Origin of the sequence: Sulfitobacter sabulilitoris (assembly GCF_005887615.1) — a bacterium.
In the GTDB taxonomy this organism is placed as follows: domain Bacteria; phylum Pseudomonadota; class Alphaproteobacteria; order Rhodobacterales; family Rhodobacteraceae; genus Sulfitobacter_E; species Sulfitobacter_E sabulilitoris.
In genome coordinates this window covers 357,145-373,861 of the sequence record NZ_VANS01000003.1, presented here as the reverse complement: position 1 = coordinate 373,861, position 16,717 = coordinate 357,145, and the positions used below count along the sequence as shown (strand labels likewise).

At 68.1% G+C, this 16,717-nt stretch carries 19 protein-coding genes; 15 read left to right on the top strand and 4 right to left on the bottom strand.

The annotated features are described in order from the left end of the window. Positions 1-3 precede the first annotated feature (3 nt). Genes FDT80_RS14005 through gatC form a run of 3 tightly spaced genes read right to left on the bottom strand, consistent with a single transcriptional unit; the run spans position 4 to position 2,559 of the window. Positions 4-741, bottom strand: a complete 738-nt coding sequence (locus tag FDT80_RS14005) for an excalibur calcium-binding domain-containing protein (RefSeq protein WP_138662921.1) — start codon at positions 739-741, stop codon at positions 4-6. 43 nt (positions 742-784) lie between these two features. Next, entirely contained in the window at positions 785-2,272 is a 1,488-nt protein-coding gene (gene gatA, locus FDT80_RS14000) for an Asp-tRNA(Asn)/Glu-tRNA(Gln) amidotransferase subunit GatA (RefSeq protein ID WP_138662987.1), read from the bottom strand. Beyond that, positions 2,272-2,559, bottom strand: a complete 288-nt coding sequence (gene gatC, locus FDT80_RS13995; RefSeq protein ID WP_138662920.1) for an Asp-tRNA(Asn)/Glu-tRNA(Gln) amidotransferase subunit GatC — start codon at positions 2,557-2,559, stop codon at positions 2,272-2,274. Before gatC ends, gatA begins: the two co-directional genes overlap by 1 nt. A 205-nt stretch (positions 2,560-2,764) precedes the next feature. Here gatC and FDT80_RS13990 point away from each other — a divergent pair, with 205 nt between their 5' ends. Together FDT80_RS13990 and FDT80_RS13985 are read left to right on the top strand one after the other, a co-directional pair. Then, complete coding sequence (locus tag FDT80_RS13990) at positions 2,765-3,454, top strand: metal-dependent hydrolase (protein WP_138662919.1); 690 nt, start codon at positions 2,765-2,767, stop codon at positions 3,452-3,454. Between the two features lie 96 nt (positions 3,455-3,550). After that, positions 3,551-4,276 (top strand): NAD(P)-dependent oxidoreductase, encoded by a 726-nt coding sequence (locus tag FDT80_RS13985; protein ID WP_246039958.1) that lies wholly within the window; start codon positions 3,551-3,553, stop codon positions 4,274-4,276. On the opposite strand, the gene FDT80_RS13980 is transcribed toward FDT80_RS13985, so the two are convergent. Beyond that, on the bottom strand, positions 4,256-4,735 hold the full coding sequence (locus FDT80_RS13980) for a nucleoside deaminase (protein WP_138662918.1): 480 nt from the start codon (positions 4,733-4,735) through the stop codon (positions 4,256-4,258). The genes FDT80_RS13985 and FDT80_RS13980 overlap by 21 nt on opposite strands. Before the next feature lie 62 nt (positions 4,736-4,797). On the opposite strand from FDT80_RS13980, the gene FDT80_RS13975 reads away from it, so the two are divergent. The 13 genes from FDT80_RS13975 (at position 4,798) to FDT80_RS13915 (ending at position 16,688) form a co-directional block, all read left to right on the top strand. Continuing rightward, positions 4,798-5,802, top strand: coding sequence for a pseudouridine synthase (locus FDT80_RS13975; RefSeq protein ID WP_138662917.1), 1,005 nt, complete (start codon positions 4,798-4,800; stop codon positions 5,800-5,802). A gap of 99 nt (positions 5,803-5,901) precedes the next feature. After that, on the top strand, positions 5,902-6,132 hold the full coding sequence (locus FDT80_RS13970) for a hypothetical protein (RefSeq protein ID WP_138662916.1): 231 nt from the start codon (positions 5,902-5,904) through the stop codon (positions 6,130-6,132). A 4-nt stretch (positions 6,133-6,136) separates the two neighbouring features. Next, complete coding sequence (locus tag FDT80_RS13965) at positions 6,137-7,036, top strand: 5-bromo-4-chloroindolyl phosphate hydrolysis family protein (RefSeq protein ID WP_138662915.1); 900 nt, start codon at positions 6,137-6,139, stop codon at positions 7,034-7,036. Between the two features lie 43 nt (positions 7,037-7,079). After that, on the top strand, positions 7,080-8,276 hold the full coding sequence (locus FDT80_RS13960) for a toxic anion resistance protein (RefSeq protein WP_138662914.1): 1,197 nt from the start codon (positions 7,080-7,082) through the stop codon (positions 8,274-8,276). A gap of 7 nt (positions 8,277-8,283) precedes the next feature. Continuing rightward, positions 8,284-9,249, top strand: a complete 966-nt coding sequence (locus tag FDT80_RS13955) for a DUF2927 domain-containing protein (RefSeq protein ID WP_138662913.1) — start codon at positions 8,284-8,286, stop codon at positions 9,247-9,249. A gap of 33 nt (positions 9,250-9,282) precedes the next feature. Then, entirely contained in the window at positions 9,283-10,410 is a 1,128-nt protein-coding gene (locus tag FDT80_RS13950) for an SPFH domain-containing protein (RefSeq protein WP_138662912.1), read from the top strand. 14 nt (positions 10,411-10,424) lie between these two features. Next, entirely contained in the window at positions 10,425-10,994 is a 570-nt protein-coding gene (locus FDT80_RS13945; protein ID WP_138662911.1) for a cytochrome b, read from the top strand. A 34-nt stretch (positions 10,995-11,028) separates the two neighbouring features. Continuing rightward, complete coding sequence (locus tag FDT80_RS13940) at positions 11,029-11,214, top strand: hypothetical protein (RefSeq protein ID WP_138662910.1); 186 nt, start codon at positions 11,029-11,031, stop codon at positions 11,212-11,214. A 3-nt stretch (positions 11,215-11,217) separates the two neighbouring features. Further along, on the top strand, positions 11,218-12,330 hold the full coding sequence (locus tag FDT80_RS13935) for a TFIIB-type zinc ribbon-containing protein (RefSeq protein WP_138662909.1): 1,113 nt from the start codon (positions 11,218-11,220) through the stop codon (positions 12,328-12,330). An 18-nt stretch (positions 12,331-12,348) separates the two neighbouring features. Continuing rightward, complete coding sequence (locus FDT80_RS13930) at positions 12,349-13,020, top strand: nitroreductase (RefSeq protein WP_138662908.1); 672 nt, start codon at positions 12,349-12,351, stop codon at positions 13,018-13,020. Continuing rightward, positions 13,020-13,466 (top strand): D-aminoacyl-tRNA deacylase, encoded by a 447-nt coding sequence (gene dtd / locus FDT80_RS13925; RefSeq protein WP_138662907.1) that lies wholly within the window; start codon positions 13,020-13,022, stop codon positions 13,464-13,466. The genes FDT80_RS13930 and dtd overlap by 1 nt, the downstream gene beginning before the upstream one ends. A 76-nt stretch (positions 13,467-13,542) precedes the next feature. Beyond that, positions 13,543-14,658 carry a DUF4147 domain-containing protein gene (locus FDT80_RS13920; protein WP_138662906.1) on the top strand — a complete coding sequence of 372 codons (1,116 nt, stop codon included), beginning with the start codon at positions 13,543-13,545 and terminating at the stop codon, positions 14,656-14,658. Positions 14,659-14,690: 32 nt separating this feature from the next. After that, entirely contained in the window at positions 14,691-16,688 is a 1,998-nt protein-coding gene (locus FDT80_RS13915; protein WP_138662905.1) for a CocE/NonD family hydrolase, read from the top strand. Positions 16,689-16,717: the final 29 nt, after the last annotated feature.

The following is a 16,717-nucleotide window of genomic DNA, read 5'->3' as shown; positions in this document are numbered from 1 at the left end:
CGCTCAGCCTTCGGTCGCCCGCCGGAAGGGGGTCGGATCCCAGTCGCAGGCATAGCCGTCGCCATCGGGATCGAGCGCCTTGCGGTCCCGCTCAGGGCCGCCCCGCGCCAGAAAGTCGATCTGCGCCTGATCGGGCGAGGCGAACTGCGCGCAGTTGCGCACCGATTTGGATTCGAGGTTGAACCCGCGCCGCGGATAGATCTGCTGCCCGCGCGGATTACGGCTTTTGAGGGCATAGGCCACGATGTTGGGCTGCCCCGTCTCCGATCGGCTGGGCAGGGCCTCCGGCTCGATGACCTCGTATTGCGCCCGATTGGCGGCGATCCGGGCCTTGTCGCTCTGGATGGTCTCCCGGCCCGAAACGGCCTCAAAGCTGTTCTCGTCCGAGATGCCGGCGCTGCCGTACTGCTGTGGGGCCGGGTTGGAGGGGCTGGCCTGCACCGGCTCCACCCCCGAATTGGCCGCCGCGGTATCCGAGGCGGGCGTCCGGGTCGCGGCCAGAACACGCGCCGTTTCCGCCGCCGTCGCCTCGGCTGAGCCATCGTCGAACCCGGCGGACGCAAGGCTGCTCTCGGCGACCGACGGCGCCTGCGGAATCGCCGCACCGGCGCCCAGCGCGGCATCGCGGCGGTTTTGCGCCAGCACCGAATTGTCAAACCCCACCCCGCTGTCCGGGATGGCCGGCTGGCAGGCCGCGAGCACGCCAAATGCGCAGAATGTCAGGGCAAAACGGGTCATCATCGGTCAAACTGCCTGTGCTTGGGATCCATATCGTGCCGCGCGCCTACCACCATTTGCCCGGTTTGGCCACAAAGCCCGCCGCCTGTTCCAGCGCATAAGCGGAAGACAGCAGATCCGCTTCCTCCCACGGGCGACCGATCAGTTGCAGGCCAAGCGGCAGCCCCTGCTTGTCCAGCCCCGCGGGCACCGAGATCCCCGGCAGACCGGCAAGGTTCACCGTCACGGTAAACACGTCGTTGAGATACATCGCCACCGGATCCGCATCCGTCATCTCGCCCAGACCGAAGGCCGCCGAGGGCGTGGCGGGCGTCAGGATCGCGTCGATGCCCTGGTCGAACACCTGCTCGAAATCGCGCTTGATCAGCGTCCGCACCTTGCGCGCGCGGTTGTAATAGGCGTCGTAGAACCCCGCCGACAACACGTAGGTGCCGATCATCACCCGGCGCTGCACCTCGGGTCCGAAACCCTCGGCGCGGGTCTTTTCGTACATCTCGGTGATGCCGTCGCCCTGGTGCAGCTTGGCGCGGTGGCCATAGCGCACACCGTCATACCGCGCGAGGTTCGACGAGGCCTCGGCGGGCGCGATCACGTAATAGGCCGGCAGCGCGTATTTGGTGTGCGGCAGGCTGATGTCGACGATCTTGGCGCCGGCGTCCTTCATCATCGCGATGCCGTCCTGCCACAGCGCTTCGATCTCGTCGGGCATCCCGTCCATCCGGTATTCCCGCGGAATGCCGATGGTCTTGCCGCGGATGTCACCGGTCATCGCCGCTTCGAAATCGGGCACCGCGCGCTCGGCGCTGGTGCTGTCCTTGGGGTCAAACCCCGCCATCGCCTCAAGCATGATGGCCGCGTCGCGCACCGATTTGGTCATCGGCCCCGCCTGGTCGAGCGAGGAGGCAAAGGCCACCACGCCCCAGCGCGAACAGCGCCCGTAGGTCGGCTTGATCCCCACCGTGCCGGTAAAGGCCGCGGGCTGGCGGATCGACCCGCCGGTATCCGTGCCCGTGGCCGCAAGGCACAGGTCCGCCGCCACGGCCGCCGCCGATCCGCCCGACGACCCGCCGGGGGTCAGGGCCGCATCGTCGTTGCCGCGTCGCCAGGGGTTCACCGCGTTGCCGTAAACCGATGTCTCGTTCGACGAGCCCATGGCGAACTCGTCCATGTTGAGCTTGCCCAGCATCACGGCGCCCGCATCGGCGAGCTTCTGGCTCACCGTTGATTCGTACTCGGGCAAGAACCCCTCGAGGATCCGGCTGCCGGCCTGGCTGGGAACGCCCCTTGTGCAAAACAGGTCCTTGATGCCGATGGGCAGGCCGCACATCGCGGGCGCATCGCCACCCGCGATCCGCGCGTCCGCCGCGGCCGCCGCGTCCATCGCGATCTGCGGCGTGTGATGCACGAAAGCATTGAGCGCACCGGCCCCCTCGATCGCGGCCAGGCAGGCTTCGGTCAGCTCCTTCGAGGTCGTGTCGCCCTTGCGCAGCGCATCGCGCGCGCCCGACAGGCCAAGCGAATTGAGATCGGTCATCATTCCATCACCTTCGGAACCGCGAAAAAGCCTTCGCGCGCATCGGGCGCATTCGACAGGATCTTGTCTTGCTGGTTGCCGTCCGTCACCTCGTCGGCGCGTCGGCGCAACACCTGCGGCGTCACGGAGGTCATCGGCTCCACACCCTCCACATCCACTTCCGACAGCTGCTCGATAAAGCCGAGGATGGTGTTGAACTCTGCGGCAAGCGCCGGCAGCGCCTGCGGCTCGACCTTGATCCGGGCCAGTTTCGCCACCCGGGCGGCGGTGCTTTCGTCAATCGACATGGGCATATCCTCGTATCCTCGACCCGCCGTTTACCGCTCCGGCCTGTGGCTCGCAAGCCTCCCGCCTCCTCAAATCCGCCAAACCGACGGCTTTGCCCCGGCTTGCCGCTTCTTTTGGCGAAAAATACCTCTGCCCGAGGCATTCCAACGCGCGCGATCTGCGCTAGTCTGGGACATCACAAGACCAAAACAGGGGAAAAGGACAATGAACATCATCTGGCTGGGACACGGCAGTTTCCGGATCGAGATCGAAGACCAGGTGGTCTTGATCGACCCCTGGCTGACCGGCAACCCGATGCTGACCGAGGACCAGCACGACGCGGCGTTGACGGGCGCCACGCAGATCCTGCTGACGCATGGGCATTTCGATCACGCCACGGATATCGTGCACGTCTCCAGGACCACCGGCGCACCGGTCGCGGGCATGGTCGAACTGATGGGCTATTTCGCCGACGAACACGGGCTCGAGGCGACGGGCTTCAACATCGGCGGCACGATCCGCGCGGGCAAGCTGGCGATCTCGATCGTTCCCGCGATGCATTCCAATTCGCTCAAGCAGGCGCCCAACCTCGCGGCTGGCCGGGAAACCGGGTTCATCCTGCGCGGCGAGGGGCACTGCATCTACGTTTCGGGCGATACCGGGATCATGGCCGACATGGACTGGATCGGGGACTACTACAAACCCGACATCGGCATCCTCAGCGCGGGCGGCCACTTCACCATGGGCATGGCCGAGGCCGTCTATGCCGCCAAGCGATTTTTCGACTTCAAGACCGTGATCCCCTGCCATTACCGGACCTTTCCGCTGCTCGAACAGTCGGCGCAGACGCTGGTGGACGGACTGCCCGGCGTCGATGTGATCGAACCGCAGGTGATGAAAGCGATCAGCCTCTGAAGCGCGCGCGCGACAAGGGTCGCGGTCGTCGCGGCGGAACACGGCGCGTGGCTCTTGCGTTGACCCGGCAGGACCACCGCAAAGGAGCCCGCGCCCGTGACCACTGACATCCCCCCCGCGCCCGAGCCGCTGACGCTCGTCATCTTCGGCGCCTCCGGTGCCACCGGCAAGGCGGCGGTCCGGCAGGCCCGCGCGCGCGGCCACAGGGTGCGGGCCGTGGATCACAGCCTGCCCGCCTATCCCACCGATGATCCGCAGGTGACCCGTATCGCGGCCGATGTGCTGACCGACGATCTGCGTGTCCACGTCAGGGGTGCGGATGCCGTCCTGTCGTGTCTGGGCGTGGGCCGTGACGCCAAGACGCTGCTGTCGCCACCGCCGCTCTACACGCAGGGAACCCGCGCGATCTGCGCGGCGATGGAGGCCGAGGGCGTCGCCCGGCTAGTCGTCATCTCGGCAAGCTTCGTCGCGACGGCGAATCGCGGGCCCCTGTGGTTCAAGCTGCCCGCGATGGCGGGGCTCGCGCGGGTGTTCGACCAGATGGCCGAGATGGAGGCCGAGTTGCACGATCATCCCGCGATCCTGTGGACGGCGGTGCGGCCCGGATGGCTCATGGAGGGGGTCGAAACCGGCGATTACGTCGTCCAGCCCGATGTGATTCCCAGCGACATGATCCGCACCCGCCATGCGGATCTGGCGCATTTCATGGTGCGGCTGGCCGAAACCCAAGACTGGCTGCGCCAGACCCCCGCCATCGCCCGGCTCGAGGCGCCCTCCGCCTCCTCCCCCGCCGCGGTCGCGTCAGAACTGTTCGGGATCTGATCCGCCGCCGCCGCGCTTGTAGGCGAAAAATCCCCGCAGCAGGGCCTCGCCCTCCGCGGCGGCGATACCGTCATAGACTTCGGGCGCGTGATGGCATTGCGGATGCGAAAACACCCGCGCGCCATGCGCGACCCCGCCGGATTTCGGATCGCTCGCGCCATAATACAGCCGCCCGATCCGCGCAAAGGAGATCACCGCGGCGCACATCGGGCACGGCTCGAGCGTCACGTAGAGATCATGGCCCGGCAACCGTTCGCTGCCCAGCGCCGCACAGGCCGCGCGGATGGCCAGGACCTCGGCATGGGCGGTGGGATCGCTCAACTCGCGGGTGCGGTTGCCTGCCTTGGCGACGACATCGCCGCCCGGGCCGACCACCACCGCGCCCACCGGCACTTCGCCGCGCTTGCCGGCGGCGCGCGCGGCATCCAGCGCGTCTTGCATGTAGGATCGGAAATTCATGCCCCCACATGCGGGCAAAGCGTGCCCTTTCGCAAGCCATTGAAACAGGCTAAACGCGGCGCATGACAGCCAACACACCCAACGACACTCCGACCGGCACGCCCAACGACACCCCCGACGGCGACCGCATCGCCAAGGTGCTCAGCCGCGCGGGCATCGCCAGCCGCCGCGAGGCCGAGCGCATGATCGAGGCCGGCCGCGTCAGCGTTAACGGCAAGCAGATCACCAGCCCCGCGCTCAACGTGACGCCGTCGGACCGGATCACGGTCGATGGCAAGCAGGTGGGCGAACCGGAGCCGCCGCGCATCTGGCTCTATCACAAGCCGCTGGACCTGGTGACGACGGACCGCGACGAAAAAGGACGCGGCACGATCTACGACGCCCTGCCCGACGACATGCCGCGCGTGATGAGCATCGGCCGGCTCGACATCAATTCCGAAGGGTTGCTGCTTTTGACCAACGACGGGGGCGTGAAACGGCGGCTGGAACTGCCCAGCACCGGATGGCTTCGGCGCTACCGCGTGCGCGTCAACGGCCGCCCCACCGACGAGATGCTGGAGCCGCTGCGCCGGGGTGTCGTCGCGGATGGCGAGACGTTTCAGCCGATGACCGTGACGCTGGACCGCCAGCAGGGCGCCAACGCCTGGCTGACCATCGGCGTGCGCGAAGGCAAGAACCGCGAAATCCGCCGCGCGCTGGCCGAGGTGGGGTTGACGGTGAACCGGCTGATCCGCATCAGCTATGGCCCTTTCCAACTGGGCGAACTCAAGCCCGGCGAGGTCGAGGAACTGCGCCGCAAGGTGGTGCGCGACCAGCTTGGCCTGGGCGACGACCCCGAAGGCACCGCGCAAAAGAAGAAACCCGCCGGCGTCAAGCACAGCGGGTCCCGGCGAGGGGCCAAATCGCAAGCGGGCAAACCCGGCGCGCCCAAGCGCCCCGAGAGCACAGGCGCGGCCCCCGCCAGGACCTTCACCTCCTCCAAGGCCTCCGCCCGTCCGGCGAAACCGGGTCCGGGCGACAGGCCCGCCCCGGCGCGCGGGCCGCGCAAGCCGCCCCGCGCGCGCTGATCGCCGGCCACCGCCCGGCCGATCCGATGCGGCGATCTGGGCGCGCTGACCTAGCACAGCGCGCCCAGAGCAACTATGTTGCACGCAGGGAGAGGGCGAATGACGCGATTGTTTCTATTTCTGGCGCTTCTGGTCGTGGTCGTTGCCATTTCCGCGGTTCTGGTATCAATCTGGGTCACCGCGTATGATGCCGGGCGCGCGGCCCTGCGTCCGATCTTTGCCAGCGGCACGGGAGGAGCGATGACGCCGACGGGATTTCAGAAAATCGCCTATCTGGCGCTCTTGCTGCTGTTGGTGGGTGTGACGACCGGCTGGCTTGGGGGGCTCTAGGCCGATGGCCAAACGCTACGGTGGGAAATACAGTCCCGATGGGGCCGCGCCCTCGGATTCCTCCCCCGAGGACACGCCGCGGCGCAGTGCCTTTGCCGGCGCGCGGGTCGATCCGGTGGGCGCACGGGCCAATCTCTTGTTCCTTCCCGCAGCACTCGTGGCCCTGACTTCACTCGACGATGGGGCGATCGGGCTGGCCTTGGGGCTTGTATCGGCGGCGGTGCTGACGGGCGCCGCCTGGCTGCTGCGCGGCGGGTTGCAGGCCGAAGCCGCCTTTGCCGTGCGCAAGGTCGCGCGCCGGCCCGCGCTGCCGCGCAAGATGATCGCCTCGGGGCTGACCGGCGTCGGGGTCGCGATTGCCGCCTACAAGACGGAACCGGGGCTGGTCGCGCCGATGATCTATGGCGTGGCGGCGGCGGCGCTGCACCTTGCGGCCTTTGGCATCGACCCCCTGCGCAGCAAGGGCATGGAGGGGCGCGACGGTTTTCAGCACGACCGCGTGGCGCGGGTTGTCGACGACGCCGAGAAATACCTCGCCGCCATGTCCGAGGCGCTGGCGGCGGTCGGCGATCGCGCGCTGGACACCCGCATGGCGCAGTTCCAGTCCACCGCCCGCGACCTGATCCGCACGGTGGAGGAAGACCCCCGCGACCTGACGGCGGCGCGCAAGTACCTGGGCGTCTACCTGATGGGCGCGCGTGACGCGACGGTGAAGTTCGCCGACATCTATATCCGCAGCCGCAGCCCGCAGGCCCGAAGCGATTATGCCGCGCTTTTGGACGATCTGGACCGGAACTTTACCGCGCGCACCCGGAAATTGCTGCTCGACGATCGCAGTGACCTGAATATTGAGATAGAAGTGCTGCGCGACCGGTTGCAGCGCGAGGGCGTGCGCCTAGACTGACGCCCAGCCTTTGACACGTATTGCCATCCAAGGAACTTGACCCATGTCCGACACCGTTCGCACCCAAGCCGCACAAGACCTCGCAGAGGTTGAGAAAGTCACAGGAACGCTGCTGCCGGAACCGGCGGATGCCAATGCCATCGTGCCCCTCAAGGACGCCGACGCGCCGCTCAAGGCCGAGATTTCCCGCCGCATGGACGAGATCGACATGGAGGACACCAATTCCATCGTGTCCTTCGGATCCGCGGCCCAGGCCGAATTGCAGGAGATCAGCCAGGCCATGCTGGCGGACGTGCGCAACAAGGACGTCGGCCCCGCCGGCGACAGCCTGCGCGACATCGTGACCACGATCCGCGGCTTTTCGGTGTCCGAACTGGACGTGCGCCGCGAACGCAGCTGGTGGGAACGCCTGATGGGCCGCGCCGCGCCCTTTGCCAAGTTCACCGCCAAGTTCGAGGAAGTGCAGGGACAGATCGACCGGATCACGGACAATCTGCTGGGGCATGAACATACGCTGCTCAAGGACATCAAGTCGCTTGATCTGCTTTATGAAAAGACGCTGCAATTCTACGACGAACTGGCGCTTTATATCGCGGCCGGGACGGAAAAGCTCGCGCAGCTCGATGCCAAGGCGATTCCCGCCAAGGCCGCCGAGGTCGAGAAGGCCCCCGAGGACAAGCAGGTCATGGTGGCCCAGCAGTTGCGCGACCTGCGCGCCGCGCGCGACGATCTGGAGCGTCGGGTGCATGACCTGAAGCTGACCCGGCAGGTCACGATGCAGTCGCTGCCCTCCATCCGCCTGGTGCAGGAAAACGACAAGTCGCTGGTGACCAAGATCAATTCGACGCTGGTCAACACCGTCCCGCTTTGGGAGACTCAACTGGCGCAGGCCGTGACCATCCAACGCTCGGCCGAAGCGGCGGGCGCGGTGCGCGAGGCCAATGACCTGACCAACGAGTTGCTGACCGCCAACGCCAAGAACCTGCGCGACAGCAACAAGATGATCCGCCAGGAGATGGAGCGCGGCGTGTTCGACATAGAGGCGGTCAAGCAGGCCAATGCGGACCTGATCGGGACGATCGAGGAAAGCCTGCAGATCGCGGACGAGGGCAAGGCGAAACGCGCCGTCGCCGAGACCGAACTGCGCGAGATGGAAGCCAGGCTGCGCGACACGCTGGCCTCGGCCAAGGCGCGCGCGACCGGGACCGGCGACACCGCCGCCACGTCCGTGCCGCGCTGATCCGGGCATGGGGCGCCTGACAGCGAATATCAGACGCGGCCGCGTATTGGGTGGCTTGTGCGCCGCGGCCGCGACACTGGCGGCCTGCGGCGCCTTGCCGCCGGTGGATCCGGTGCTGACGCCGCGGGCCCGGCCCGCGGGCATCGCCAAGCCGGTGGTGGTCGCGCAGCCCACCTCGATCAAGAGCGCGATGTTGCGCAGCTACCTCAACGAGGTCCAGCGCGCGCAGGTGTCGCAGGGTCTGCTGCGGCGCGACGGCGGCGGGCCCGACACGCCCTTTACCGCCGACATGCTGGCGCGGAATTTCGAACAGATCGTGTTCTACAACGAATATGACAGCGATTTCAAAGGGCGCGGCGGCCAAAGCCCGCTGCGCCGCTGGACCGGGCCGGTGCGGATGAAGATCATCTTCGGCGACAGCATCCCCCCCTCGCAGCGCGACAACGACGATTACGACGTCCGCCAGTACGCCAACCGCCTGTCGCGCGCCACCGGTCACCAGATCGCCACCACCGGAGAGCCGAATTTCCTGGTCATCATCGCGGGCGAAGACGATCGCGCCGCGGCCCTGGAAGAGGTGCCGCGCCGGATCCCGGAGATCAGCGACAAGAGCCTGAACGCCCTGCGCAGCCTGCGCCGCGACACCTATTGCGTCGTGGCCGCCTTTGCCGCCGGGCCCGACGCCAGCACCTATACCGCCGCCGTCGCCGTCATTCGCGCGGAAAACCCCGATCTGCTGCGGCTCAGCTGCATTCACGAGGAATTGGCGCAGGGCCTTGGGCTGGCCAATGACAGCCCCGCCGCGCGGCCGTCGATCTTCAATGACGATGACGAATTCGCGCTGCTGACCACACATGACGAAATGCTGCTGAAAATGCTGTATGATCCGCGCCTGCGCCCCGGCATGACCGCGCAGGAGGCCGCGCCGATCGTCCGCATCCTGGCGCGCGAATTGACCACGGGCCCGCTGTGACCGGGCCGGACCCCAACAAAAAGGACCACTGACATGGGCATTTTCGATTTCCTGTCGGGCGAATTCATCGACGTCATCCACTGGACCGACGACACCCGCGACACGATGGTCTGGCGGTTCGAGCGCGAGGGCCACGAGATCAAGTACGGCGCCAAGCTGACCGTGCGCGAGGGGCAGGCCGCCGTCTTTGTGCACGAAGGCCAGCTTGCCGATGTGTTCACGCCGGGCCTCTACATGCTCGAGACCAACAACATGCCGGTGATGACGACCCTGCAACACTGGGATCACGGTTTCAAAAGTCCCTTCAAATCCGAGGTCTATTTCGTCAACACGACCCGGTTCAACGACCTCAAGTGGGGCACCAAGAACCCCATCATCGTGCGCGACCCGGAATTCGGCCCGGTGCGCCTGCGTGCCTTCGGCACCTACAGCATCCGGGTCAGCGACCCGGCGAAATTCCTGCGCGAAATCGTCGGCACCGACGGCGAATTCACCATGGACGAGATCAGCTTTCAGATCCGCAACATCCTGGTGCAGGAAGTATCGCGCACGCTGGCGCGGGCCAATATCCCGGTGCTCGACATGGCCGCAAACACCCGCGAGCTGGGCAAGCTCATCGGCGGTGAAATCGCGGGGCAACTGGCCGACTACGGACTGAGCATGCCGGAACTCTACATCGAGAATATCTCGCTACCGCCGGCGGTCGAGGCGGTGCTGGACAAACGATCGTCGATGGGGGTGATCGGGAACCTTGGCGAGTACATGCAATTCCAGGCCGCCGAAGCGCTTGGCCGCGACGGCGGCGGTGCGGCGGCCCTCCAGGCCGGGCTGGGCGCGGGGTTGGGCATGCAGATCGGTCACGCGGCGGCGCAATCGGGGCCCTGGGGCGCGCGCCCCGCGACCACGGCGCCCGCGCCTTCGCCGGCGCAGATCGCGCCCCCGCCCCCGCCCATCGAGCACGTCTGGCACATCGCCAGGGACGGCGCGACGACGGGCCCCTTTTCCAAGGCGCGGCTGGGCCGCATGGCCGCCGATGGCGACATCACCCGCGACACGTTCGTCTGGACCCCGGGTCAGGATGGCTGGATGCGGGCCGAGGACGTGGCGGAGCTGGCGCAGCTTTTCACCGTGCTGCCGCCCCCGCCTCCGCCCGGCGTCTGAGGGAGCGTGCGCCCATGCCCGTGAAGACCGTGATAACCTCGCTGCGCGACCGCCTGCCACGCCGCCGCACCGCGCTCAAGGCATTGCATTGGTCGATGGTGCCGCTGTTGATCTGGTTTGTGCTGGTCACCCCCTCGGACGTGGTGCCGCTGGGGCCGGCCGCGTTTCAGTTTCATTCGGTTCTCGGGCTGATCTTCGTGACGTTTTCGTTGCTGTGGACGGCCGATTACATGCGCCGCGGATTGGCCAGCCGCCCCGGCCCGAAACTGCCGCCCTGGGCGCGGCGGGTGCATCGCTGGCTGCATGTCGCGCTGATCTGGGGCCTGTTCGGCGTGGCGCTGACCGGGTTCGGGCTTGGCCTGACCTCTGCGCGCCTGCTCAAGGCCGGCGGCGTGGTGCCGGTGGCGCCGCCGCTCAACATGCCAAAGGCCAACGACCTGATCGGTCTTGTGCATATTTATGAATTCTACCTGCTGGGCGTGATCGCCATCGCCCATGCCGGGTTTCACGTCTGGCGACACCTGAAACTGCGCGACAACGCGCTGCGGATCATGGCGCCCAAGGCGCTCCATCGGTTTTTGTGATCCCATGCGCCGTCTGCCCGTCCCTGCCGCTCCGATGACCCGCCGTCGCGCCACGATCGCGCTGCACTGGTCGGTCGCGGTGCTGCTGGCGGTGCTGCTGGCCGACGGGGTGCAAGGCACCGGCGTGGCGCTGGCGTTTGGCCTGTGCGGTGCCGCGATGTGTGCACTGGCCGCGGCGCGCGGTGCGATGACGCCGCGCGCGATGCATGGGCTGCCGTGAGCGATGACCGATACCGCCCCCCCGCCCGCGCCGCGCACCGAACACCGCTTTCCCTGCGACAGCTGCGGCGCCGACCTGCGCTTTGACCCCGGCCAGGGGCGCCTGGTCTGCGATCATTGCGGCAATACCCAGGATCTGGCCACACCCGGCCCATGGCACGCGCCGCTGACAGAGCTTGACTTCGACGCGGCCCTGAACGCCACCCTGCCCCAGGCCGAGATGGAGGTCACCCGCGTCTCCAGATGCCCCAACTGCGCGGCAGAGGTCGAATTCGATCCCGCCGTGCACGCCACCGAATGCCCGTTCTGCGCCACCCCGGTGGTGGCCGATACCGGCACCCACCGCCATATCAAGCCGCGCGGCGTTCTGCCCTTTGCCCTGTCCGAGACACAGGCCCGAAGCGCCATGACCGACTGGCTGGGCGGTCTATGGTTCGCGCCCAACGGCTTGCAGGACTACGCCCGCAAGGGGCGGCGGATGCAGGGCATCTACGTCCCGTACTGGACCTTCGACGCCGATACCACCTCGCGCTACAGGGGTGAACGCGGCATCGTCTATTACGAGAACCGCACCGTGATGCGCGACGGCAAGCCGCAGCTGCAAAGGGTGGCCAAGGTGCGCTGGACACCGGCAGCGGGCCGGGTCGCGCGGTTCTTCGACGACGTGCTCGTGCTGGCCTCGCGCAGCCTGCCCAAGCGGTTCACCGACGCGCTCGAGCCGTGGGATCTGTCCGCACTCGAACCCTACGCGCCGGAATACCTCGCCGGGTTTCGCGCCGAAGGCTACGCCGTGCCGCTCGAGGAGGGGTTTGTCGAGGCGCGCCACATCATGGACCGCCAGATCGAGCGGGACGTGAAATTTGACATCGGCGGCGATCGCCAGCGCGTGCACGCAATCGACACGCAACTGGGCGATGTGACGTTCAAGCATATCCTGTTGCCCGTGTGGCTGGCGGCGTACAAATACCGTGGCGAAACATACAGGTTCGTCGTAAACGGCCGTACCGGCAAGGTGCAGGGCGAACGCCCCTGGTCCGCCGTCAAGATCGCCATCGCCATCGTTTTGGGCGGGCTGCTGGCGGCGGCGGTCGGCTATGTCTATGCTCTCAACCAGTAACCCCAAGGCCCACTTTCCATGACCCAGATCGACACCCTGACCGACATCCTCAAGGCGCGCTATTCGTGCCGCGCCTTTCGCCCCGACCCCGTGCCGCGCGATGTGATAGACCGTATCGTCCGTACCGCGCGGCACGTGCCGTCGTGGTGCAACGCGCAACCCTGGCAGGTCACGGTGACCGAAGGCGCCGCCACCGACCGATTCCGTGACGCCCTTCAGGCCGAGGTCGCGACCGCGACACCGAAATTCGACATCGACGGCCCCAGCGGCTACTCCGGCGTCTATGCCGAGCGACGGCGCGCCTGCGGCTGGCAGCTCTACGATGCGGTGGGCGTGCAGAAAGGCGACCGCGCGGGGTCGGGCGCGCAGATGATGCGCAACTTCGCGCTGTTTGACGCACCGCATGTCGCCATCGTCACCAGCCCGGCCGAACTGGGCCCCTACGGCGCGATGGATTGCGGCGGCTTCGTCACCGCTTTCACCCTCGCGGCCAAGGCGCTCGGGGTCGATACGGTGGCACAGGCGGCGGTGGCCTCCTACTCCGACCTCGTGCGCCGCCACTTCGGTCTGGGCGATGATCGCCTGGTGCTCTGCGCGATCTCCTTCGGCTACGGCGATGCGGACCATCCCGCCAACGGCTTTCGCACCGATCGCGCCGCCCCCGGCGACATCATCGACTGGGCCACCTGATGCGCGCGCTGCTGCAACGGGTGACCGACGCCCAGGTCGCGGTCGGGGGCGACACGGTGGGCCAGATCGGGCCCGGCCTGCTGATCCTGGTCTGCGCCATGCCCGACGACACGCAGGCCACCGCAGAGGCGCTGGCCCTCAAGGTCTCCAAGCTGCGCCTGTTCAAGGACGAGGGCGGCAAGATGAACCTCAGCCTTGCCCAGACCGGCGGCGGCGCCCTCGTGGTCAGCCAGTTCACCCTGGCCGCCGACACCGCGCGAGGCAACCGCCCCGGCTTTTCGGGGGCTGCGAAACCCGACCGGGCCGAGGCGCTCTACGACCACTTCGCCCATCATCTCTCGACCCTCGGCATCCCCACCGCCAAGGGCCGGTTCGGCGCCGACATGGCGGTGACGCTCACCAACGACGGCCCCGTCACCATCTGGCTGGACAGCGCGCACCCCTGATGCTTCTCTTGTTTCCAAATATCCCCGCCGGAGGCTCCCGCCCCTGCCACCCTGTCCAGGCCGGGGGCCCGGCGCGATGACCGCGCACCCGGATCTGCGCGCACTCTGGCAGGCGGGCGTCGATGCCGTCTCGGGAGAGACCAGCGTGGCGCGCGCCCTGCGCGTCCGCCCCGTGCCGCGCCCCGATCTCATCCTGGCGGTGGGCAAGGCCGCCACCGCGATGGCGCGCGCTGCCTGCGCGGAGTTTCCCGAGACCCCCACACTGATCGTGACCAAACACGGCCACGCGGCGGGCGCGCCGGTGCAGGCGCAGGTGATCGAGGCCGGCCACCCGGTGCCCGATGAAGCCAGCCTGCGCGCGGGGCGGGCCCTGCTCGACCGCGTGCGCGCCTGCGGCGGTGGCAGCGCGCATCTGCTGATGCTGGTGTCGGGCGGCGCCTCTGCGCTGGCGGAATATCCGGTGGACGATATGGGGCTCGACGCGCTGGCGGCGCGGACCCGCGCGCTTCTGGGGTCGGGGGCCGACATCGCCACCATGAACACCGTGCGCCGTGGCCTCAGCCGTATCAAGGGCGGCAAGCTGCTGGCGGCCTTCGCCGGCGCGCGCGTCACCACGCTCGCGATTTCGGATGTCGAGGGCGACAGCCTTGCCGTCATCGGCTCGGGGCTGGGCGACGCGCCCGACGCGCCCCGGTTCGCATTTGACGCCCGCATCGTGGCCAGCAACGCCATTGCCCGGCAGGCGGTCGTCGCCGCGGGCCAGGCACAGGGCCTGCATGTCGCGCGCACGGCTGAAACGCTCTATGACGACATCACCGCGCTTGCGCCCCGGATCGCCGCCGACCTGATCACGGGCGGCCCCGGCCTGACGGTGCTGGGCGGAGAGCCCACAGTGATCCTGCCGGATCGCCCCGGCCGCGGCGGGCGCAACCAGGCGCTGGCGCTGCTTTTGGCGCGTGAAATCGCGGGCCGGTCCGATCTGCGGATCCTAGTGGCGGGGACGGATGGCAGCGACGGGCCCACCGATGCGGCGGGGGCCATCGTCGACGGCGGCACGTGGGACACCTCGGGCGACGCGGCGCTGGCGGCGGCCGACGCGGGCACCTGGCTCGACGCGCGTGGCGCACTGCTGCGCAGCGGGCCCACGGGCACCAATGTCATGGACCTGCTGATCGCCTATCGCGGCGGTTGACAAGTGCCGCGGCGCCTTTGATCGTCGCGCGTATGAACACAGGTCAGAACACGCTCCGCGACATCACCGAAGACCCCGATATGGGCATCATTCTCGGCGACGGCTGCCGCCTGTCCGCGCGGGTCTGGAAGCCCGCGGACGCCGGCGACGATCCGGTGCCGGTGATCCTGGAATACCTGCCCTACCGCAAACGCGACGGCACCTGCGCGCGCGACGCGTTGACCCATCCGTGGTTCGCCGCGCGCGGCTATGCCTGCGTGCGCGTCGACATGCGCGGCAACGGCGACAGCGAAGGGCTGATGGAGGACGAATACACCCCGCAAGAGCTGTCCGACGCGGTCGAGGTGATCGACTGGCTGGCCGCGCAGCCGTGGTGCACGGGCCGGGTCGGCATGATGGGGATCAGCTGGGGCGGATTCAACGGCCTGCAGGTGGCGGCGCTGGCGCCCGATCCGCTGAAGGCGGTGATCACGCTGTGCTCGACCGTGGACAGGTTCGCGGACGACATCCACTACAAGGGCGGCTGCCTGCTGAACGAAAACCTTGGCTGGGGCGCCACGATGTGGAGCTTCTCGAGCCGTGCGCCCGACCCCGCCCTGCGCCCGCACGACTGGCGCGAGATGTGGCTGGAGCGGCTGGACGCGGAGCCGTTCCTGCCCTCGATCTGGCTGCGCCATCAGCGCCGCGACGCCTACTGGCGGCATGGTTCGGTGATCGAGGATTATTCCGCGATCAAGACCAAGGTGCTGGCCGTCGGCGGCTGGGGCGATGCTTATAAGAACGCGGTGCCGCAACTGGTCGAGGCGCTGCCCGGCGCCAAGGGGATCGTCGGTCCCTGGGTGCACAAATACCCGCATTTCGCCGTGCCCGAACCGCGCATCGGTTTCCTGCAAGAGGCGCTGCGCTGGTGGGACCGCTGGCTCAAGGATGCTGATACCGGCGTAGAGCGCGACCCCGATTACCGCGCCTACCTGATGGACGGGGTGCGCCCGGCCACCTGGTACACGCAGCGCCCCGGCCGCTGGATCGCGGAGATGCAGGGCGCCACGTCGCACCTGCCGACGCAACGCCTGCATCTGACGGATGCGGGGCTTGGCCACACGTCCGGGCCGCTGGCGCGGCACGTGGCCTCGCCGCAGGACTGCGGGGCGGCGGCGGGCGAATACTGCGCGATCTGGCTGGGCCCGGAAATGCCCGGCGACCAGCGCGGCGACGATGCGCTGTCGGCCTGCTTCGACACCGGGCCGCTGGCGCAGGACATGGATATCGTCGGCGCGCCGCGCCTGACGCTGACACTGGCCGCCGACCGCCCGCAGGCGCAGATCGCCGTGCGGCTGTGCCATGTGCATCCCGATGGGGCCTCGACCCGGATCACCTATGGCGTGCTGAACCTCAGCCATCGCCGCAGCGCCGCCGACCCGCAACCGATGACGCCGGGCCAGAGCGAGGAGATCGCGCTGGCGCTTGATCATGTCGCCTATCGCGTGCCCAGGGGGCACCGCCTGCGCATCGCCATTTCCACCGCCTATTGGCCGCTGATCTGGCCCGGGCCGGAGGCGGCGGGCGTGTCGCTAGGCGCGGGGGCGATCGATCTGCCGCTGCGCGAGACCGCCACCGGGCCGGAGCACGTTTTCGAGCCGCCCACCACCGCCGAGCCCTGGGCGGTCGAGACGCTGCGCGAGGGGTCGAGCACCCGGCGGCAGGAAACCGATCTGACCACCGGGACCGTCAGCCTGATCATCGAGGACGATTTCGGCAAGGTCCGCGATGCCGACCACGGGCTGATCGGCGGGTCCGTCGCGCGCGAACGCTGGAGCATTCACCCCGACGATCCGCTGAGCGCGCGCGGGCAGTGCCACTGGACCGACACGCTTGAACGCGACGGCATCGCCCTGTGCACCGAAACCCGCTGCGGCATGTGGTCGGACGCGACGACCTTCTATCTGAGCGCGAGGATCGAAGCCTGGGAGAACGGGACGTTGATCTATGCCCGCGATGTGTCGGACGAAATTCCGCGCGATCACCTGTGACGCGTCTGTCATGTCAACCGGGTATTTCC